The following is a 19,668-nucleotide window of genomic DNA, read 5'->3' on the forward strand; positions in this document are numbered from 1 at the left end:
CATTAGACAGTTACAGAGTCGGCTTTAGAAGGATCACCATTAAATGCTTCTTTTGACATTTTAATAGAGTCCGTTGGGCAACCATCAATGGCATCTTCTAAGTCGTCAATTAAATCTTCGTCAATAGGAGTGTTTCCCAAGTTGTTGTCACCGATGAAGTAAGATAAACCTTCCTCATTATAATCAAAGAGATCTGGTGCAGATGCTCCACATGCGCCGCAAGAAATACAAGTATCTTGATTTACCATTGTATAGATAGCCATAATCGATAACCCCCTGATGAATATTGATATAACGTTTTATAAACGATTAATAATAATTGTGTTATAAAAATCATAAGGGAATATGACAAAACTGTCAATACAAAAGTGAAATTTTTTTAAATTTTTTTTGAGGCTTTACTTGTACTCGAATGTTTACTGACGTATTATATTCGATATAATATAATAAGAATACAGAAATGACAAAGGCTGGAGATAAATATGGAAAAACAAACGAGTCTTAACACCCGTTCGATGATATTCACTCTGTTCGGGGATTATATTCGTTATTATGGTAACGTTATTTGGATCGGAAGTTTAATTCGTTTATTAAAGGAATTCGGACATAACGAACAATCGGTACGGGCAGCTATTTCTCGGATGAGCAAACAAGGATGGGTCGTATCAGAAAAAAGAGGGAATAAAAGTTATTATTCGTTGACGACCCAAGGACAGAAACGGATGGATGAAGCTGCGAAGCGGATTTATAAATTAAAATCTCCCACTTGGGATGGGAAATGGAGAATTCTTGTTTATACCATTCCGGAAGAAAAGCGCCATATTCGGGATGAGTTAAGAAGAGAATTGGTATGGAGCGGATTCGGTTTATTGTCAAATAGTTGCTGGATTACTCCAAATCCGTTGGAAGAACAGCTGGAAAACTTAATTGAGAAGTACGATATTGAAGAGTATGTGAATTATTTTGTTGCGAATCACTTAGGTGCAAATTCTTCGCAAGAATTAGTGGAAAAATGTTGGGACCTGGACGAGATTAATGAAATGTATTCTGAATTTATCCAAAAGTACAGTCAAAAATATATTATTGATAAAAACCAGATTGAAAAAGGTGACATGAGCGATGGCGCGTGCTTTGTAGAACGGACGCTTCTTGTGCATCAATATCGCAAATTTTTGTTTGTAGATCCAGGCCTACCGGAGTCTTTACTCCCGGATAATTGGTTAGGTGATTCTGCCGCGTCTTTATTTGCTGACTATTACCGCACCCTTGCAGAACCGGCAAATCGTTTTTTTGAGTCGGTGTTTGAGCAAGGGGATATAGACTTTCAAAAAGATCGCGACTATAACTTTTTAAATCACCCATTAATTAGTACAAAAGTGAATCCAGAAGTAAAGCAATAATCGTTGCTTCCTTATAAGCACAGTTTTTGATGGTGGTGACAGAGATGAATGAAGTCGTACAAACACTCGGAATAAAGACTCCGATTATTCAAGGCGGAATGGGAAACATTAGTCATGCTGCGTTAACTGCATCCGTGAGTGAGGCTGGAGGACTTGGGACGATTGGGGCAGGGACGATGTCTGTGAATAAAATAGAAGAAATCATTCGAGAAATCCGAGTTCTCACTGACAAGCCATTTGCGATCAACGTTCCATTAACCGTACATCCGGAAGTGAAACAACTTTTCTCTCTCATTTTAAAAGAGAAAGTGCCAGTCGTTTCTTTGTCTGCTGGAAATCCTGCCCCTTACATCCAACCTTTAAAAGAGGAAGGCATAAAAGTGATCTGCGTCGTTGCAAATCCGAAGCAAGCTAAAAAAGCAGAAGCGCATGGCGCAGACATTGTTGTGGCGGAAGGGTATGAAGCAGCTGGGATTAACTCTGTGGAAGAACGGACGACGTTCACTTTAATTCCGGCGGTAGCGTCCGCGGTGAATATTCCTGTAATTGCAGCTGGAGGAGTAGGAGATGGCAGAGGTTTGTTAGCTGCGTTCGCTTTAGGAGCGCAAGGTGTTCAACTAGGAACAAGACTCGTAGCAACCAAAGATGCCAAGCTCCATGACAACTACAAACAAGCGCTTTTAGAACAGACAGAAACAGTCATTACAGGGCGCCCGTTTCATAAAGTACGTCGTTTATTAAAAACAGACTACGCAGAAGAATTGTTAGCGAATCAAGAACGCATGAAACCAGAAGAATTCGATGAAAAGACAAACGAAGATCGCCACATTAAAGGAGCAGTAGAAGGAAAATTAAAAGAAGGTCACTTAAATGCTGGACAAGTGACAAGCATTATCAATGACTTGCCGACAGTGGAAGAACTATTTCGCCGAATGGAAAAAGAAGCACAGGAAATATATAAAAATATGCATATCAACTTTTAACATCTCACAGTTATGTCACGCTATTCTTAAAGAACTATTTAGAACAGTTTCTTTTTGAATAGCGTTTCTTTTTTGGGAAAAATAAGCGAAAACCCTTAATAGGACAAGGGTTACAAGACTAGGTTTATTGAAAAAATATAAATTTATGTTGCTAATAGTATGACATTATTATATAATGACGTTAAATAAACGAAATAAAAAAGGGAGTGAAGTCATGTATAACTACATTGAACATGGCAAGGGAGCAACTGCTGTTAGCACTCATCAGGAAGATCCAGAAAAATACGCGGAGTTTATGGAGCGTATTGAGGCTGGTGAAAAAATTGAAGCGGATGACTGGATGCCGGATGAATATCGTCAAACTTTAATTAAACTCATTTCCATGCACGGAATTAGTGAAATCATGGGAGCGTTACCAGAGAAGGAATGGGTACCAAAAGCTCCAAGCTTGAAACGTAAATTAGGTATTATGGCAAAAGTTCAGGACGAAATGGGTCACGGTCAATTGTTACTTCGTGTAGCTGAAGACCTTATGGCGCCTTATGGAAAAGATCGCGAAGACATCATGCAAGACTTGCTTCGTGGAGACTTAAAATTCCATAACGTGTTCCATATGGCAACAAAATCTTGGGCAGATGCAGGACTGATTGGATGGTTAGTAGACGGAGCAGCAATCATCACACAAACAAATATGCTTGATGCTTCTTATGGACCATATCAACGTGCCCTTCAACGGATTTGTGCAGAAGAAGTATTCCACGCACAACACGGGGAAGCAATCATCATGGCGCTTGCAGAAGGAACAGAAGAACAGAAAGCAATGCTTCAAGATGCACTCAACAGATGGTGGCCAGCGCTCTTAATGTTCTTTGGACCTCCAACTGCAGAAACTACAGGAAGTTCCAAACAAGAAGCTACGATTAAATATCGTATCCGTAAGAGTACAAACGAAGGGCTCCGTCAAGCTTATCTTGACAAGTATTTACCACGAATCTTCTCGTTAGGGCTTACTGTACCGGATGAAACCATTCACTATGACGAAGAAAAGAAAAAATGGATTTATCAACAACCAGACTGGAATGAATTTAAGCAAATCATTAGTAACAATGGACCGCGTTCACAAGCAAGATTAAGACTAAGAAAAATTGCTCATGAGAACAGCGCATGGGTACGTGAAGCACTAGCAACACCAGTTGTAACGGCATAAACAAATAGGAGATAGGAGGAGAAAAGGAATGGCAGAGAACGAAAAGAAAGCCACTTTTTATAAAACGTACGAAGTGTTTAGTAGAAAAAATGACAAGTCGCATGCTCAACATCAATTTAGCTTATTAGCACCAAATGAAGAGATTGCACTTGCGATGGCACAAGAAAACTTTATGCGTCGTGAAGATGTGATCGACGTATGGGTGGTGGCCCGAGACAACATTCGCAAAATGACAAGTGAGGAACGCAAGCAATGGACGAAGCGTTTAGACAATAAAGACTATCGAAATACAAAAGGATACGGATATCTCCGTAAAAAATGGCGCGAAAAAGAACAAGAGATGTTGGATGAGAAAGAAATTTTGTCTTGGAAAGAGGTGGCTAGAAAATGAGTTTAGTAGAAACTGCAGAACAAGCAAAACAAGATGCGGCGTATAAAGAAGCATTAGTAGAAGTACTTTATCAACTAGCCGACGATGACTTTATCATTTCTTATCGGGGGTCAGAATGGCTAGGGCTTGCTCCTCACATTGAGGAAGACGTTGCATTTTCTTCCATTACTCAAAATACAATGGGTCACGCGATGCTCTTCTATCAATTGTTAGAAGAGCTTGGAGAAGGAGATGCAGATGCCCTCGCTCACGAACGCATTTCAAATGAACGCCGTAACGGAACGTATTTCGAAATTAAAAATGGAAGCGGAACGTATTTAGAAGAGCCACAATATGATTGGGCGTTAGCGGTTGTTCGCAACTATCTATATGAAGCGTTTAAAAAAGTGAAGTTGGAAGAAGCGCTCAAAAGTTCTTATGCACCTCTTCGCAACACTGCGGATAAAGTATTAATGGAACAACCTTATCACCTTGGTCACTGGAAAACTTGGATTACCCAATTACAAGATTCTTCACAAGAAGCGAAAGAGCGTATTCAATCTCGTTTGGATGAAGCATGGAAACAAATTGGCGATGCGTTTGAACTTGGACCAAAAGCGGACGATATTCTAGCGAAAGAAATTTTATCTAGTTCTGAAACGCTCAAACAACGTTGGCTTGACAGTGTAAAAGAGACGCTCACGTATGTTCCAAATGGTGATTTGGCAAGCGAGCTTGGCAATGGTCGTGCGAAAGAGCATACCGATCAATTAGATCAAGCATTAGCAACGCTATCCGAGGTGTATAATAGCGACCGCGAAGCCGTTTGGTAAGTTTTTTAAAATGGGGAGACGATAATATGATTGAACAACAAAGAGAAACGGAAATTTTTAACCGTTTAAAAAAAGTAGATGACCCGGAACTCCCGTCTGTAAGTATTTATGATTTAGGGATGGTGCATGAAGTAACGATTGATGATAATGCCCACGTTGCTGTGACGTTAATACCGACGTTTGCAGGATGTCCCGCCCTTGATATTATCGAAAGAGATGTAAAAAATGCGATAGAAGAAATAGAATGGGTCAAAAGTTGTGATGTGACGTTTTCCTTTGATGAGAAATGGTCCACCGACGATATTACTGAAGAAGGAAAACAACAGCTTAAGAAACATGGCGTCTCCCCTCCTCCAGAGAATTATCAACCTGGGGAGGAGTGGAGCGTAGATTGTCCATATTGCGGTTCTCCGTACACTTCCATGGAAAACGTTTTTGGACCAACAGCCTGCCGAAGCATCCTCTATTGCCGTTCTTGTCGTAATCCATTTGAAGCGATGAAACCGGTAGTTTCATATACTGCTAGTTAATGTTATCATACACTAAAGGTACAAAACTAAATCAGTAATTGGAGAAAGGGGTATCAGATAGTGGTAAAACTCATTGCTTTATACAAACAGCCAGAAGATAAAGAAAAGTTTGATGACCATTATTACAATGTACACGTGCCAATTACGGAAAAAATTCCAGGTCTTCGAAAAATGAAAGTGACCAAAATCGTAGGTTCTCCGGCAGGAAAAAGTGACTACTATTTAATGTGCGAGATGTATTATGACGACATGGACGCATTGAAAAACGGAATGAAGTCCGAAGAAGGAAAGGCATCCGGAAAAGATGTGATGGAATTTGCAGGTGATCTTGTTACTTTCATGATCGGTGAGGAAGAAGAATGAGTCATCAAACAATCCTCGTAGAAAAGAAGGGAAATATTGGGATTATTCAATTGAATCGACCAAAAGTGTTAAACGCCATTAATCGGTTAATGGTAGATGAAATTGTCGAGCAAATGGAAGCATTTGATCGCGATCCTGATATTAGAGTCATCGTCCTGCGAGGAAACGATAGAGCATTTGCGGCAGGTGCAGATATCGAAGAAATGATGAATGACACCCCGATTTCTTTTGAGCTCAGAGATCCATTTGCAGTGTGGGATAAAATGATGCTCATCAAAAAACCATTGATTGCTTCCGTCAATGGATATGCTTTAGGTGGTGGCTTTGAATTAGCACTTCACTGTGATTTAATTATCGCCGCAGAGGATGCGAAGTTTGGTTTCCCTGAAGTGAAACTTGGTGTCTTACCGGGGGCTGGGGGAACACAGTATTTAACAAAGTTAATGGGAAGAACAAAAGCAATTGAGTGGCTTTGGTTAGGTGAACCGATGACTGCCCAAGAAGCAGCTCATTATGGAATTGTCAATCGCATCGTTCATCCAAAATTAGTGGAAGAAGAAACGATGCGATTTGCTGAGCGTCTAAGCAAACAACCACCAATTTCCCTTCGCCTCATTAAAGAAGCAGTCAACAAAGCAGTAGATTCCCCTCTTAGAGAAGGTCTTCAACTAGAAAGAAAAAACTTCTACCTTGCGTTTGATTCCAAGGATCAAAAAGAAGGAATGAATGCGTTTGTTGAAAAACGAGCGCCTCATTTTAAGGGGGAATAATCAATGGAAAAAACTTTTGAAACGATCGAGTACACAACAAAAAATGGCGTGGCAACTATCTTACTAAATCGTCCAAAATCTTATAATGCTTTTACGAGCACGATGAATAAAGAAATAATTTCCGCACTGCGACAAGCAGATCGGGACGAAGCAGTCGGAAGCATCGTCATTACAGGTGCCGGCAAAGCATTTTGTTCCGGACAAGATCTAGGCGGTGTGGATGACAACACAAACCATGCCGACTTACTCAGAGATAACTACCATCCGATGGTACGTGCTATGAGAAATACCTCTAAACCAATTATTGCTGCCATCAATGGAGTGGTAGCCGGGGCAGGAATGAGTTTAGCGCTAAATGCTGATTTTCGCGTCATGAAAAAAGGTACGAAGTTTGTAAGCGCATTTATGAACATCGGATTAATTCCTGACGCTGGCTTTATGTATGTTTTACCACGCTTAGTAGGGTATGCGAAAGCGCTGGAGATTACGACGCTAGGTAAGCCGATTCCAGCTGAAGAAGCAAAAGAGTTCGGTCTTGTTACCGAAGTGTATGAAGAAGAAGAGTGGGAAGAAAAAGTTGTTTCTTTTTCTGAACAGATTGCGTCGTTACCAACAGTTGCTTTTACACAAGCAAAACGGTACATGTTAAATAGCATGCACGAATCACTGGAAACTTATTTAGAGAAAGAAGCGCAAGCACAACGAATTGCAGGCTTGTCCGAAGATCATCAAGAAGGTTTGAAAGCATTTGCGGAAAAAAGAAAGCCTAAATTCAGCGGTAAATAATTTAAAGGAGTGATTCATGATGGCAGAAGCTGTAGGCCAAGAAATTAAAGAAGTTGGAGAATTGAAACGCGATCACTACTCCATGATTATTAATGGAGAACGCGTGGAAAGCAGCGCTGGAGACACGTTTGAAACATACAACCCAGCAAAAGGGGAAGTTCTAGCTACAGTTGCAAAGGCAACAGTAGAAGACGCGGAAAGAGCGGTACAAGCAGCAAGAGAATCTTTTGACCATGGAAAATGGCGCAGATACCCAGTTGGAAAAAGAGCTCGGGTACTGAATAAAATCGCAAGCATTATGAGAAAACGTTTCAATGAACTAGTAGAAATTGAAGTCTTAAACAGTGGGAAATCATTAAGTGCTGCGCAAGGACAAATCAACCAAGCAATTGAAGACTTTGAATTTTACGCAGGGGCTATTGTTGGCCACCGAGGTCACGTAAACAACATGCCAAACGGGTTTTTCAACTATACCCATAAAGAGCCGGTAGGAGTATGTGCGCAAATCATCCCTTGGAACTATCCAATGATGATGGCAGCGTGGAAAGTTGCTCCGGCAATTGCAGCAGGATGTTCCGTTGTCGTAAAACCTGCCAGCCTTACACCAATCACGGCAATTATTTTGAACGAAATTTGTCATGAAGCTGGGGTACCGGCAGGTGTTGTGAACACCATCCCAGGTTCCGGTGGTGTCATTGGTGATTACCTCGTCACTCACAAAGATGTAAATAAAGTAGCTTTTACTGGTTCTACTCCAACTGGTAAAGACATTATGGAAAAAGCATCTAGCACGCTAAAACGTTTAACACTCGAACTTGGTGGTAAATCACCAAACATCGTCTTTGACGACGCGGATATCGATGCAGCAGTGAAAGGATCTTTGTTCGGTATTTTCTATAACACCGGCCAATCTTGTGAAGCTCGTTCACGAATGTTCCTTCATGAAGACATTTATGACGAGTTCCTTGAGAAGTTTATTGAAAAAACAAATCAACTGAAACTTGGCGATCCTCTCGATCCTGAAACACAAATTGGTTCCATCATCAGCCGCGATCAATTAGAAGTCATTGATGGCTACGTGCAATCAGCTGTCGAAGAAGGAGCGACAATTGCAGCTGGTGGTAAAGAGCGTAAGGTGGAAGGATTTGAAAACGGTCATTGGTATGAGCCAACTGTCCTCACTAATGTAACTCCGGACATGAAAGCAGTGAGAGAAGAAATCTTTGGCCCGGTTGTCGTTGTAGAGAAATTTAATGACGAACAAGATGTAATTAAGCGTGCAAACGATACAGAATACGGACTCGGATCTGCGGTATGGACGAAAGATCAAGCGAAAGCAACTCGAGTTGCACACCAAATTGAAGCAGGAATTGTGATGGTAAACTGTCCATTCTCTGCATTCCCTGGAACTCCATTTGGTGGTTACAAGCAGTCCGGATTTGGAAGAGAACTCACTGTAGAAACACTTGATTTATACATGGAAGATAAGAGTGTGCTTTCTTACTACGGACCGAAACCATTAAATCCACTAGGTGTTTAAGAAAGGAGAACCTGTAAGTATGACAACCCAAAACGTAACCGTTGTGGGTGCCGGTGTGATGGGGCGAGGCATAGCTTATGTCTCGGCCCTTGCTGGTTTCCAAACAACTTTGGTAGATGTTTCTGAAGACCAATTAAAGTCAGCTTATGAATATGCCGAAAAAACAAGTCAAAAAGGCGTTGACAGAGGAAAATTAACGGAAGAAGAAAGGGAAAGCTTATTACATCATTTGCATACGTCCACAGATTTAGTAGAAGCAGCGAAATCAACGGACTTTGTCATTGAAGCAGTCCCTGAAAAGCGCGACTTGAAGAAAAATGTGTTAGAAACGGTCGCAACACATGCGAGAGAAGATGTTATTATTACGTCTAACACTTCTACCATTAGTCCAACAGAACTCGGTTCATTTACGAACAATGGTGAGCGATTTGCTGTTATGCACTTTTTCAACCCAGTGCATCGCATGAAGCTCGTAGAAATTGTAAGAGGACTACAAACGACAGATGAAACAGTAGCAATCGTCAAAGAAGTTTCTGAAAAAATGGGAAAAGAAACCGTGGAAGTGAATGAATTCCCAGGTTTTGTAACAAGTCGCATTAGCGCCCTTGTTGGAAACGAAGCGTTCCATATGCTTCAAGAAGGAGTGGCCAGTGCAGAAGATATAGACAAAGCGATTAAGTTAGGGTTAAATTATCCTATGGGACCACTTGAATTAGCGGATCTCGTTGGATTAGATGCACGTCTTAATAACTTAAAATATTTACATGAAAAACTCGGGGAAAAATACCGCCCTGCGCCAATTTTAGAACAATTAGTAAAGGCGGGAAGACTTGGTAGAAAAACCAATCATGGCGTGTACAAATATGAAGACTAATAGAGAGAGGAGCGGGGAACATGGAAGAAGTGGTAATCATTGATGCAGTTAGAACCCCGATTGGCCGTTACAACGGTGCGCTTAAATCTGTTCGCCCAGATGATCTTGGTGCCATCGTGTTAAAAGCGTTATTGGAACGGAATCCAAACGTCGACCCAGAAGAAATTGAAGAAGTCGTTATGGGAAACGCGAACGGTGCAGGGGAAGATAACCGAAACGTTGCTCGTATGTCTACGCTACTCGCAGGTCTACCAATTGGAGTAGCAGGTACAACGATTAACCGCCTGTGTGGTTCTGGATTAGATGCGGTGACATACGCAGCAAGAGCGATTGCAACAGGACAAGGAGATATTATGATCGCTGGTGGAACAGAAAGCATGACACGAGCACCGTATGTCATGGGAAAACCTGAAAATGCGTTTGCTCGGGGAAAGAAAGAGTTGTATGACACAACGATTGGCTGGCGTTTTATTCATCCATTAATGGAAGAAAAGTATGGTGTTGATTCGATGCCAGAAACAGCACAAAACGTCGCCGAAGATTTTGATATTTCCCGAGAAGACCAAGACGAGTTTGCTTATAATAGTCAAATGAAGGCAAAAGCGGCGATGGAAAGCGGTCGCTTAAAAGATGAAATCGTACCGGTAACCATTGAGGACCGAAAGAAAGGGACGTATCAAGTAACAGAAGACGAGCATCCACGTCCAACCACTACGCTTGAAAAATTAAACGCCTTACCATCTCTCTTTCAAGATGGCAGCATTACAGCCGGAAATGCGTCTGGAGTAAACGACGGGGCGTCCGCACTGCTATTAATGAGTCGCAAAAAAGCAGAAGAATTAGGGCTTGAGCCGATGGCAACGTATGTCACTTCCGCAGTGGCTGGGGTAGAACCGAGAATTATGGGAATTGGTCCTATCTACTCTACGCGAAAAGCATTGGAACGTGCGAATATGACAATCGATGACATCGATTTAATTGAACTAAACGAAGCCTTCGCTTCCCAGTCTCTCGCATGCATTCGTGAATTAAACATTGATCAAGAAAAATTAAATGTCAACGGTGGAGCGATTGCTTTTGGACATCCGCTCGGAGCAAGTGGGGCACGAATTTTAACAACCCTTGTTCATGAAATGAAAAAACGAGGAAGCAAAACCGGCCTTGCCACAATGTGTATCGGCGTCGGACAAGGAATTTCTTTAATTGTAAAAAAAGATTAATTCAACAAAAAAAGTTGAGGATGCAACTTCAGTCATCGCCCAAAAACTTGGTGAGTCCCTCTTTTTGTGTGCTAAGAACAATTAAAAATGAAAATGATGAAAAAAGTGTCGTATGAACTGGTGATGCGACACTTTTTTCGTGCAATCTGAACAGGAGTGGTTGTAAGAGGGTGAAAACTGGAAATGAATAAGTGATTCGGAGCAGTTTTTGCTTCATGCGACGAATGACGCGTTAAAAAAGAAGATGAATCGTCCCATAAACGTTTCATGCGACGCTTCATTTTGTCAAACACCGGTCGAATGGTCGTATGAAAGCTTAAAATGGAAGATATTAGGATAAAAACAGATCGCATCATGTTTCATACGACCTTTTATTACGAGAACGATGCAATGAATTGTCATATAAAAGGTTCATACGACGAAATATCACACAAAATTCCTACCGAATGGTCTCATGACGTGTTACAAATGGGGAATCTCGTTCCAAGGAAGCTTCGATTGGGTGCTTGCGGTGCATTCGGCCGTCCTGCTTACTATCCGCGTACATCATACTGGTGAAATAGACATAGAATCATTGGAGGCTCATTTATACTTCTTGTGTATGCGCTTCTGGCGGGAAACTGATAGAAATAGTAACCCAACCATTAGAAAAAAGGAAAAAACCTTACAAAAATGGTTCCAAGCAAATTCTAGTGCTTGGAACCATTCTTTTTTGGCTAGTTATGTCTCAGTCTCACTTTGTTTGTTATTCATGCACTACTTGTTGTTCGATGGATTCGACTCGAGGTTCTTTTTTCTCGTTAATGAAGAGAGAAAGAAGAAAAGCAATCAGTGCTAAAATGGTACTTCCAATAAACGCCCAATGATAGCCGTTTAGTTGGGCGAGTTGTAAAATGGTTGCCTCATCTCCTGCTGCGATTAACGACGCAGGGGGTTCATACCATGCTGCGCCAATACTCATGCTTGTCACGAGAATGGCTGTTCCGATCGAAGCGGAAATTTGTTGCATCGTATTCATCATGGCAGAGCCGTGGGCGTACCATTTCGGTGGTAATTGGTTCAATGCGGAAGTAACGACCGGCATCATTGCAAAAGAAAGACCAAACATTCGAATCGCATAAATCGTTGTCATGTAGACGTAAGGAGTATCTAATGTCAATCGTGTAAATAAAAAGGTTGTCACGGTGACGATGGCGAGCCCGGTAATGGCAAGCCATTTTGCTCCGAACGTATCAAATAGATGCCCAGTAATAGGCGACATCACGCCAATCACAATGGCACCAGGAAGTAACATCAGCCCTGACTCTAGCGGTGTGAAATCCCGCACGGTTTGCATGTAAAGGGGAAGAAGCGTCTCCGCTCCAATCATCGAAATAAGTGCTGCCATCGTAATGATGACAGACAGAGTGAAGACTGGAAACTGGAACACTCGAAATTCTAACATCGGTTGGTCCATCTGTAATTGTCTTCGGATAAAGAAAAAGAGAATCACCGCACCTCCGCTAATCGTTAGGAGAACGATGGGATGACTCCAACCTTTTTCCGCTAATGCACTAAAACCATACAATATGCCGCCAAAACCAAAAGAAGAAAGCAAGATAGAAGGAATATCAATTTTCGGATTCGACTGTTCCGTTACATTTTTTACTGAAAAGAAAGCAAGCGTCATCGCAATGACTACAATCGGAAGCATCGTGAAAAAGAGTGATCGCCATTCAAAATGATGAAGCAACCAACCAGACAAAGTAGGACCGATGGCCGGTGCGAAAGAAATGACAATTCCCATCAGTCCCATCGCAAGTCCTCGTCTTTTTACCGGAATAACAGCAAGCAACACAGTCATTAACAAAGGAAGCATAATGCCTGAACCTGTTGCTTGCACGATTCGTGCGAGAACGAGAAAACCAAAAGAAGGAGCAAGAGAAGCAATGAAAGTCCCTACTCCAAACAGTCCAATTGAAGTTAAAAATAACCCTCTCGTCGTAAACTTTTCAATAAAAAACGCAGAAATTGGAATCATAATACCGTTTGTTAACAAAAATACCGTTGTCAACCATTGGACCTTACTCTCTGTAAGGGAAAATACGTCCATAATGGTTGGTAATGCGGTGACTAACAATGTTTCATTCATAATCCCCATAAAAGCACCGGCAAGCATGGCAGCGATCATCAGTGCTTTTTGTAGAGGTGTGATCTTCCATGAATCGTGATGTGACAAATCCATTTGCGCTACTCCCCTCTATTACATTCACTTTTCTCTTAGAGAGAATGCTATTATATCATAGCTTTTTATTTTATACTAAAACAATTATTTTGTTTTTAGATGACAAAAACCAATGAAAGTAGCAGTCATTCGACTCGATTTTTATCGCGCGATGATTTCACAAAGATTTCTCAAACATTTCTTATAATATAAACAGAAGAGGTGCCTGAACCGGAAAGGGGAGAATAAGCAGTGAAACGATTGCTTTATCTCGGAGTTGTCATCATTACCCTTATCCTCCTTATGTCTTGTCAAAAGCTTACTTTTCCTGAAAATAAAGAGGATACTTTGTGGGTCGCTCATTTAAAAGAACCATTGTTAACAATCATTGATGTAGATTCGGGAAACGTGAAACAAAAAGTGGAATTGCCATTTATTATGAAAGATATGGTGCGCTTGCCAACGGGGGATGTACTAGTAGTCAGCCAACGGGATGAATATATATGGAAAATTGATGAACGAAGTAAAACGTTAAAAACAGTCGCAAAGGTTGGTGAAGGGGCTTCTGAAATGGTCGTGGACTCGGAAAGAAATGTCGTTTATATTTCTCATACGTTGCGGGGGGAAGTGTTAATATATGACATTGGCAAAGAGACGATCATAAATACAATCGCGGTCGGAAAGCATCCGTATTCATTAGATATGGATCCGAGTGGCAATTTTTTGTTTGTTGCGAATACAAAAGATAACACGATCTCGAAAATAGATTTAAATCAAAAAGAAGAAGTGACTCACTTTTCGGTTCTTTCTCGACCGAACGGAATATACGTATCAGAATCTACTGTGTATATTGGTGGACACGGTGACTATTCTTCTTTAAATAAACAAGTTTTTTTATTTAATTACGAAGGAGAATTGTTAAGTGCAATTGAAGCAGGTTTAATGCCGGTCATTATTGAACCGAGTAAAATAGATCATTCTATTTTTGTCGTTAGTCACGGAGATCATTTGATTCAACGCATTCATTTGGAAACAAACGAAGTGGTCGCTGAAACTGCTTTACCGTACAATCCTTATTTCCTTCTTTGTGAAAACGAAGGATTGTATATTAGTATGCTCGATAGCAATCAAGTGGCTCTTTTAGATGCGGAAAATCTTGAAGTGTTGAAGGAATGGGATGTTGACGCTGGACCGCATGCCATGTTGAAATGGAGGGAAGAAGGGGATGGAGACCCAGAAGCGAATCTTAATTGTCGACGATGAACATAAAATGAGAAAATTACTCGCTTCGTTTTTCCCGGAAGATGAATATAGTTTATTGTTTGCTGGAAATGGGGACGAAGCAATTCTTACTACGTTAGGAAATGATGTAGATTTAATTTTGCTCGATATTATGATGCCTGGAGTAGATGGATATGAAGCGTGCAAAAGAATTCGCCAGTTCTCCACCGTGCCAATTTTGATGGTTACGGCGAAAACGGATGAGGAGGATTGTGTGAAAGGTCTTCGCTTAGGAGCGGATGACTATATTACGAAACCGTTTAGCGGAAAAGAATTAGTGGCTCGGGTGGAAGCGTTGTTGCGAAGAGCAGGAGATTACAACCAGCCGGAAGAAACAGATGTCCTTCGGTTCGAGGAGTTAGAAGTGAATGAAAAAACGCGCCGAGTAAAAGTGGGTGGAAATGAAATCGTAATGACGAGAAAAGAATTTAATATTTTGCTACTGTTAATGAAAAACGAAGGAAAAGTCATTTCCCGAGATCAAATTTATCATGATGTATGGGGAGAAGAAACACCGGACCATGCCAGTCGTACGATTGACACCCATGTGAAAACCCTTCGCCTGAAATTAAAAGAAGCAGCTCGATTTATTCACACTGTGTGGGGTGTTGGTTATCGTTTCAGTGGTGAAGAAAAATGACGATAGAAAGACGGTCTTGGTTTCTTTGGGGGAGCGTGCTAACGGTTATCGTCTTCCTCACTATCTTTTTGACGTACTTTTTATACCAACGTTTATATATTGATGAGCAGTTTGAAGAGTTGCATCAATACGTCGAAAAAGTAGCGATATGGTACAAAGAAGAAGAGAGAGACGTATTTGAACATAAACTGTCCGTTTTAACGGAATATACCGAAGGACGTCTTATTTTTTCAGATAATCCGATGGAACTAGGCGCTGCTATTCCCCTTGATATCGTCATGGGGGATTCGTTATTTACGATGGAAGAGCGAGATCGGTTATTGCAGGGAGAAACGATTGAAATTGTTCGCCATCATGAAGGAGTCGATCAACAAATAGCGGGTCTTGCTTATCCGATGAAAGAAAATGGGCATTTCATTGCAGCGGTATTTGTCTATGTCCCGATTTCTTCTATTTACACGCCTTTTTTAAATGTTCTCCCTTACTTATTATTATTTCTTGCCGGCGGGATTGCTGTCGTATTGTTCGTCCGGCGCTCGATGGTAAAGCATATTATAAAGCCAGTTCAACAAATTCAAGCCCAAGCGCAAAAGCTAGCGGAAGGAAAATGGAACGAGCGATTGAAGCTCGATTTGAAAACAGATGAAATGAAAGAATTGGCAACGTCATTTAATCATATGGCGAGTCGCTTGGAAGAAGAAGATAATCAGCGGAAAGCATTTTTACAAAACGTCTCTCACGAACTGAGAACTCCTTTAAGTTACGTGAAAGGGTATAGTGAATTACTTTTAAAAGAGTTGACAGAAGAGAATGTTGATCGCTCTCTACTGAATGAATATGGAGAGACGATCCATGAAGAAGCAGAGCGAATGGAGCGATTGATGAAAGATATTCATGAATTAGCTCGATTGGATGATGAAGCTTCGGTGGAACGTTATCCGCTTCCGTTGTCGGAAATTCTTCACGATGCAATCGCGCGAGTACAAATGATGCACGAAGAAAAAGAGATGAACTTTACCGCTGACATTGATGATTCTCTCATTATCATAGGAGAAGAGGATCGTTTCTTACAAATTTTTATTAATATTTTAGACAACGCGTACCGTTACACGCCAGCGAACGGCAATATCGTTGTTTCCGCTTATCGCGAGAAAAAACAAGCTTGTATCCGAGTGGAAGATAGTGGAATTGGCATCCCAGAGAAAGATTTACCGATGATTACGGAACGGTTTTACCGCGTCGAAAAAGCACGAACGAGAAAAATGGGGGGAACTGGGCTCGGTTTGTCCATTGTCCAACAGTTAACGAACCGTTTAGACGGGAAATTCAATATTCAATCGGAACAAGGAAAAGGAACGACGGTGACCCTCCGCTTCCCGCTATGGGAAGAATAAGGTACTGCTTTTTTTATCCAATTCAGGCACGAGCCCTATATACAAAGAAAAATGATTTTGCTATGCTCAAAGAACCTATGAACGGATGTTGGAGGGATTGGAAAGATGGCAGAGGATCAGGAACGACGGATTGCTGAACTGGAAAGGCGGGTGCAAATATTAGAAGAACGTCTCAAAGCGAAGTCTTCTCCTCAGGAGAAAAAAGTACCAATACCGAAAGCTTCCGAAAATAAACAGCCTCAACCACACGAGAGCCTCAAGCCTCCTCAACAAGAGCCAAAGGACGGTTCCATGGATTCGCTGGAAAAACGTATTGGCTCTGTCTGGCTTCCTCGTGTGTTCTTATTTGTTTTATTATTAGGAGTCGTTTGGGCGTTTGTTGCTTTATATGAAGGTGGATTCCTTACTGAAACCGTACTTATTGTCGTCGGCTATGCTGTTTCCATTGGGTTGCTTTTTTTAGGGAGATGGCAATACAATCTTTCCCATTACTCTTTAGCACAAGTGCTTCTGGCCGGAGCGGTGGGGATTGCGACGTTAACAACTTTTGCGGGTCATGCGTTATATGGTCTGATTCCTCTTTTTATTGCTTTTATATTAAATATCGCTGTGGCTATCGGAGGCGTCGCTTTAACCGTGCGTTATCAGTCCCAAGCGTTGGGGATTCTTGCCGCGATTACCGGCTTTTTAAACCCGATTTTATTAGACAGTACGGACCCGAATATTTCCTTTTTTGCAATCTATGAATTTGTAGTCTACGTCTTGTTCTTTCTAGTCGCGATTAAGTTTCGTTTTGTTGGCTTGTTCTACGTATCTGTTTTAGCGCTTCATGCGGTTTATCTGCCGGTCGCTTGGCAAGCAAACACTGCAGAGACATATTTCATGTACGGACTATTTTCGTTACAACATCTCATGCTTTTAGCTGTTTTGTTTCTGAAGGAATATCAGAAGTATCCAATTGGAATGATTTTCACGCAATACGTATTATTAACGGGTTGGATGTTTTTCTTTTTTACTAAAAGTGAGTTTCTATGGTCCCTTATTGGTTGGCTTCTACTGCATTTAATGACTTCTTGTTATTTTTATTGGCGTATTCAAAGTCGCGGACGTGCCGGGTTTATATTGGCTCTTGTAGCGTATTCCATCTTTTTATTATCTGCTCGATACTTTGATGAATGGTTTACTTCCACCCTGGTCGTGACCGGAATTATCTCTATGATTCTCGGAAACGTTTTACGTTCTGACTTGCAACGGGTGGTCGGTATTATTTCACTTTTTCATGGTGTTTTCTTTCTTCTTTTTCAAATGCCATTTGACATTGTTTCAACGGAACATATGAATTGGTTTATCGCTCTCGTTTCTTTCACTATTTTATATGTAGTCGGTCGAATGAAGACTCTCTCTCCGAAAATGCACCGACTGTTTCAGCAGTACGAAGTCGTGTACATTTTCGCTGTATGGCTTTATATGAGTTTGTTTATACATGGTTGGACGAAGGATATATCTGAAGATGTGAGTTTGTATTCTTTGTCGTTCGCATGGATTGTGTATGCGGCAGCTTGCATTTTCATCGGCTTTCGTTCCAATCGTGCGAGATTTCGTACAATGGGAGTAGGACTATTATTTGTAACGTTAGCGAAAGTGTTTTTCGTTGATATATCCGAAGTGTCCATCGCCATTCGAGCGGTTCTATTTATCGTCCTCGGTGGAATCGGTATTGGAATCTCCCGCTTTTTCTACTCCAATAAATAGAAGAAATAAGTGGAGCTGTCTTATGAGTCATAGACAGCTCCATTCATGTGCAGAGATCATTTCACCGTTTTGTAGTCGCCACGTCTTCCCTTCAAGTGATTGAGCAAAGGATTCGTCATGGGTGGTGATCCAAATCGTTCCTCCTGTTTGTTGGAATGATGTTAATATTTCTTTCAGTTCTTGTAACCAATGTTGATCTAGTCCGTTTGTCGGTTCATCTAAAATAAGAAAAGATGGGTCCGTAAAAAGTGCTCTGGCAAGAAGCAGTCGTTGGGTCATTCCTTTTGATAATTTTTTTATCGATTGTTTCGGCTCGAGCTCTACCCTCCGGAGCCAAGAGGTGACGACTGACTGTTTTTTACCGTAAAGAGACGCGTAATAAGAAAGAAATTCAAAGCACGTAAGAGATATGTCCATATTTAATTTATCAGGCATATATCCGATTTGTTTGCGATAGAGAAGGGGGTTTTTGCTCACATGGGCGCTACCTACCCAAATATCCCCAGCATCTGGTTTAAGCTCTCCTGTTAACATTTTTGTTATCGTACTTTTTCCGGCACCATTTGGTCCCACGACGATCGCGATTTCCCCGGCATGTAAATGAGCACTCCAATTACGAATAATCGTTTGGTCGCCTCTTTTTTTCGATAACTGTTTCATTTGGACCCGTTTATTTTTCTCCATATGTTCGTCTCCTTTTTAAATACATCGAACTGAAGAGAAGGGGAAGGATGATCCAACCGGCAAGCGCGAGGATGAAGATGATCACCCCCGTTCCTCCTTCCGTCCACGTGATCCAGTCCGTATATTCCGCTCCAAAAATAACCCCGCCTCCCATGTTTGAGATAACAAAAATACGGAGCCATTCCACTGGATTGATAAACGTACTTATCTCTAATGCAGTGACAATCGTTTGATAGCGAAAAGAAGAAAGGACAGTCATGAGAAACATCGGCCATAACAAAATAAAGAATCCCCACACAATGACAGAGACCGTCAACGCTTGCCAACGGTTTTTGACAAACGTTCCGATACAGATGCCTAGGGAGAGAAACATCGCAAGCAAAGAGAGAGAAAAAAATAACAAATACATATTATTTACAGTCACGTCTATCTTCATGAAAAGAGCGATGATGCTAGCGAAACTGAAAGAGATGAGAATCACAGCCCCTAACACACCGAAGAGACCGAACCATTTTCCAACTATCCAATGGCACAAAGGAGCGGGAGAAATGAAATAAAGGTTGAGTCTTCCGTCTTCTTTTTCCGTCGTGACAGAAAAACTTGCGATCATTAACGTGAATAACGGTAAAAAATAAATCGTTATATTCATCATCGTTCCCGTCATATTTGTGTATAAACCAAGTCCTAGAGCGCTATCGGCATGTAAAGAAGAGAAAAAGTAGACAAATAGGGTGTAGGTGACGAGAAAGAAGTACACCCACGGTAAACGCGTGTTTAATTTCCATTCTTGTTTCGTTACGCTCCACATCTTTTTTCTCCTCTCTTCTTATTCCATCTA

At 41.2% G+C, this 19,668-nt stretch carries 20 protein-coding genes; 16 read left to right on the forward strand and 4 right to left on the reverse strand.

The window, feature by feature from the left end; translation table 11 throughout:
* Positions 1-2 precede the first annotated feature (2 nt).
* Positions 3-263 carry a ferredoxin gene (locus GJS40_RS00235; RefSeq protein WP_270895233.1) on the reverse strand — a complete coding sequence of 87 codons (261 nt, stop codon included), beginning with the start codon at positions 261-263 and terminating at the stop codon, positions 3-5.
* A 219-nt stretch (positions 264-482) separates the two neighbouring features.
* Between GJS40_RS00235 and paaX the strand changes: the two genes are divergently transcribed.
* From paaX to GJS40_RS00295, 12 genes are all read left to right on the forward strand, one after another.
* A complete protein-coding gene (paaX, locus tag GJS40_RS00240) occupies positions 483-1,400 on the forward strand; it encodes a phenylacetic acid degradation operon negative regulatory protein PaaX (RefSeq protein WP_270895234.1) in 918 nt (305 codons plus the stop codon).
* A 44-nt stretch (positions 1,401-1,444) separates the two neighbouring features.
* Positions 1,445-2,383 carry an NAD(P)H-dependent flavin oxidoreductase gene (locus GJS40_RS00245; RefSeq protein WP_270895235.1) on the forward strand — a complete coding sequence of 313 codons (939 nt, stop codon included), beginning with the start codon at positions 1,445-1,447 and terminating at the stop codon, positions 2,381-2,383.
* Between the two features lie 214 nt (positions 2,384-2,597).
* Positions 2,598-3,590, forward strand: a complete 993-nt coding sequence (paaA, locus tag GJS40_RS00250) for a 1,2-phenylacetyl-CoA epoxidase subunit PaaA (RefSeq protein WP_270895237.1) — start codon at positions 2,598-2,600, stop codon at positions 3,588-3,590.
* A gap of 28 nt (positions 3,591-3,618) precedes the next feature.
* Positions 3,619-3,981: a 1,2-phenylacetyl-CoA epoxidase subunit PaaB gene (gene paaB, locus GJS40_RS00255; protein WP_270895239.1), complete on the forward strand. Its 363-nt coding sequence runs from the start codon at positions 3,619-3,621 to the stop codon at positions 3,979-3,981.
* Complete coding sequence (gene paaC, locus GJS40_RS00260; RefSeq protein WP_270895241.1) at positions 3,978-4,793, forward strand: 1,2-phenylacetyl-CoA epoxidase subunit PaaC; 816 nt, start codon at positions 3,978-3,980, stop codon at positions 4,791-4,793. The genes paaB and paaC overlap by 4 nt, the downstream gene beginning before the upstream one ends.
* Positions 4,794-4,819: 26 nt before the next feature.
* Positions 4,820-5,323, forward strand: a complete 504-nt coding sequence (gene paaD, locus GJS40_RS00265; RefSeq protein ID WP_270895242.1) for a 1,2-phenylacetyl-CoA epoxidase subunit PaaD — start codon at positions 4,820-4,822, stop codon at positions 5,321-5,323.
* Positions 5,324-5,383: 60 nt separating this feature from the next.
* Complete coding sequence (locus tag GJS40_RS00270) at positions 5,384-5,686, forward strand: EthD family reductase (RefSeq protein ID WP_270895243.1); 303 nt, start codon at positions 5,384-5,386, stop codon at positions 5,684-5,686.
* Positions 5,683-6,456 carry an enoyl-CoA hydratase/isomerase family protein gene (locus tag GJS40_RS00275; RefSeq protein WP_270895244.1) on the forward strand — a complete coding sequence of 258 codons (774 nt, stop codon included), beginning with the start codon at positions 5,683-5,685 and terminating at the stop codon, positions 6,454-6,456. Before GJS40_RS00270 ends, GJS40_RS00275 begins: the two co-directional genes overlap by 4 nt.
* 3 nt (positions 6,457-6,459) lie before the next feature.
* Positions 6,460-7,242, forward strand: a complete 783-nt coding sequence (locus GJS40_RS00280; protein ID WP_270895245.1) for an enoyl-CoA hydratase/isomerase family protein — start codon at positions 6,460-6,462, stop codon at positions 7,240-7,242.
* Between the two features lie 19 nt (positions 7,243-7,261).
* Positions 7,262-8,782, forward strand: coding sequence for an aldehyde dehydrogenase family protein (locus GJS40_RS00285; RefSeq protein ID WP_270895247.1), 1,521 nt, complete (start codon positions 7,262-7,264; stop codon positions 8,780-8,782).
* 19 nt (positions 8,783-8,801) lie between these two features.
* On the forward strand, positions 8,802-9,656 hold the full coding sequence (locus GJS40_RS00290; protein WP_270895249.1) for a 3-hydroxyacyl-CoA dehydrogenase: 855 nt from the start codon (positions 8,802-8,804) through the stop codon (positions 9,654-9,656).
* Positions 9,657-9,676: 20 nt separating this feature from the next.
* The gene (locus tag GJS40_RS00295; RefSeq protein WP_270895250.1) at positions 9,677-10,876 is read left to right on the forward strand and encodes a 3-oxoadipyl-CoA thiolase; all 1,200 of its coding nucleotides are present in this window, start codon (positions 9,677-9,679) and stop codon (positions 10,874-10,876) included.
* A gap of 745 nt (positions 10,877-11,621) precedes the next feature.
* On the opposite strand, the gene GJS40_RS00300 is transcribed toward GJS40_RS00295, so the two are convergent.
* Positions 11,622-13,100 (reverse strand): MDR family MFS transporter, encoded by a 1,479-nt coding sequence (locus GJS40_RS00300; RefSeq protein ID WP_270895251.1) that lies wholly within the window; start codon positions 13,098-13,100, stop codon positions 11,622-11,624.
* A 231-nt stretch (positions 13,101-13,331) separates the two neighbouring features.
* Here GJS40_RS00300 and GJS40_RS00305 point away from each other — a divergent pair, with 231 nt between their 5' ends.
* The 4 genes from GJS40_RS00305 (at position 13,332) to GJS40_RS00320 (ending at position 18,146) form a co-directional block, all read left to right on the forward strand.
* Complete coding sequence (locus tag GJS40_RS00305; protein ID WP_270895252.1) at positions 13,332-14,342, forward strand: YncE family protein; 1,011 nt, start codon at positions 13,332-13,334, stop codon at positions 14,340-14,342.
* Positions 14,305-15,000: a response regulator transcription factor gene (locus tag GJS40_RS00310; protein ID WP_270895254.1), complete on the forward strand. Its 696-nt coding sequence runs from the start codon at positions 14,305-14,307 to the stop codon at positions 14,998-15,000. The genes GJS40_RS00305 and GJS40_RS00310 overlap by 38 nt, the downstream gene beginning before the upstream one ends.
* The gene (locus GJS40_RS00315; RefSeq protein ID WP_270895255.1) at positions 14,997-16,394 is read left to right on the forward strand and encodes a sensor histidine kinase; all 1,398 of its coding nucleotides are present in this window, start codon (positions 14,997-14,999) and stop codon (positions 16,392-16,394) included. The genes GJS40_RS00310 and GJS40_RS00315 overlap by 4 nt, the downstream gene beginning before the upstream one ends.
* A gap of 105 nt (positions 16,395-16,499) precedes the next feature.
* Positions 16,500-18,146 carry a DUF2339 domain-containing protein gene (locus GJS40_RS00320; RefSeq protein ID WP_270895256.1) on the forward strand — a complete coding sequence of 549 codons (1,647 nt, stop codon included), beginning with the start codon at positions 16,500-16,502 and terminating at the stop codon, positions 18,144-18,146.
* A gap of 27 nt (positions 18,147-18,173) precedes the next feature.
* Here the strand turns inward: GJS40_RS00320 and GJS40_RS00325 are convergent, their stop codons facing one another.
* The gene (locus tag GJS40_RS00325; protein ID WP_270895257.1) at positions 18,174-18,830 is read right to left on the reverse strand and encodes an ABC transporter ATP-binding protein; all 657 of its coding nucleotides are present in this window, start codon (positions 18,828-18,830) and stop codon (positions 18,174-18,176) included.
* Positions 18,817-19,638 (reverse strand): ABC transporter permease, encoded by an 822-nt coding sequence (locus tag GJS40_RS00330; RefSeq protein ID WP_270895259.1) that lies wholly within the window; start codon positions 19,636-19,638, stop codon positions 18,817-18,819. Before GJS40_RS00330 ends, GJS40_RS00325 begins: the two co-directional genes overlap by 14 nt.
* Between the last annotated feature and the right edge of the window lie 30 nt (positions 19,639-19,668).

Origin of the sequence: Aliibacillus thermotolerans (genome assembly GCF_027853235.1) — a bacterium.
GTDB lineage: Bacteria > Bacillota > Bacilli > Bacillales > Marinococcaceae > Aliibacillus > Aliibacillus thermotolerans.

Coding starts and splice junctions, on each gene's coding strand:
- GJS40_RS00235 (WP_270895233.1), bottom strand. CDS start 263: ATGGCTATCTATACAATGGTAAATCAAGATACTTGTATTTCTTGCGGC.
- paaX (WP_270895234.1), top strand. CDS start 483: ATGGAAAAACAAACGAGTCTTAACACCCGTTCGATGATATTCACTCTG.
- GJS40_RS00245 (WP_270895235.1), top strand. CDS start 1,445: ATGAATGAAGTCGTACAAACACTCGGAATAAAGACTCCGATTATTCAA.
- paaA (WP_270895237.1), top strand. CDS start 2,598: ATGTATAACTACATTGAACATGGCAAGGGAGCAACTGCTGTTAGCACT.
- paaB (WP_270895239.1), top strand. CDS start 3,619: ATGGCAGAGAACGAAAAGAAAGCCACTTTTTATAAAACGTACGAAGTG.
- paaC (WP_270895241.1), top strand. CDS start 3,978: ATGAGTTTAGTAGAAACTGCAGAACAAGCAAAACAAGATGCGGCGTAT.
- paaD (WP_270895242.1), top strand. CDS start 4,820: ATGATTGAACAACAAAGAGAAACGGAAATTTTTAACCGTTTAAAAAAA.
- GJS40_RS00275 (WP_270895244.1), top strand. CDS start 5,683: ATGAGTCATCAAACAATCCTCGTAGAAAAGAAGGGAAATATTGGGATT.
- GJS40_RS00280 (WP_270895245.1), top strand. CDS start 6,460: ATGGAAAAAACTTTTGAAACGATCGAGTACACAACAAAAAATGGCGTG.
- GJS40_RS00285 (WP_270895247.1), top strand. CDS start 7,262: ATGGCAGAAGCTGTAGGCCAAGAAATTAAAGAAGTTGGAGAATTGAAA.
- GJS40_RS00290 (WP_270895249.1), top strand. CDS start 8,802: ATGACAACCCAAAACGTAACCGTTGTGGGTGCCGGTGTGATGGGGCGA.
- GJS40_RS00295 (WP_270895250.1), top strand. CDS start 9,677: ATGGAAGAAGTGGTAATCATTGATGCAGTTAGAACCCCGATTGGCCGT.
- GJS40_RS00300 (WP_270895251.1), bottom strand. CDS start 13,100: ATGGATTTGTCACATCACGATTCATGGAAGATCACACCTCTACAAAAA.
- GJS40_RS00310 (WP_270895254.1), top strand. CDS start 14,305: ATGGAGACCCAGAAGCGAATCTTAATTGTCGACGATGAACATAAAATG.
- GJS40_RS00315 (WP_270895255.1), top strand. CDS start 14,997: ATGACGATAGAAAGACGGTCTTGGTTTCTTTGGGGGAGCGTGCTAACG.
- GJS40_RS00320 (WP_270895256.1), top strand. CDS start 16,500: ATGGCAGAGGATCAGGAACGACGGATTGCTGAACTGGAAAGGCGGGTG.
- GJS40_RS00325 (WP_270895257.1), bottom strand. CDS start 18,830: ATGGAGAAAAATAAACGGGTCCAAATGAAACAGTTATCGAAAAAAAGA.
- GJS40_RS00330 (WP_270895259.1), bottom strand. CDS start 19,638: ATGTGGAGCGTAACGAAACAAGAATGGAAATTAAACACGCGTTTACCG.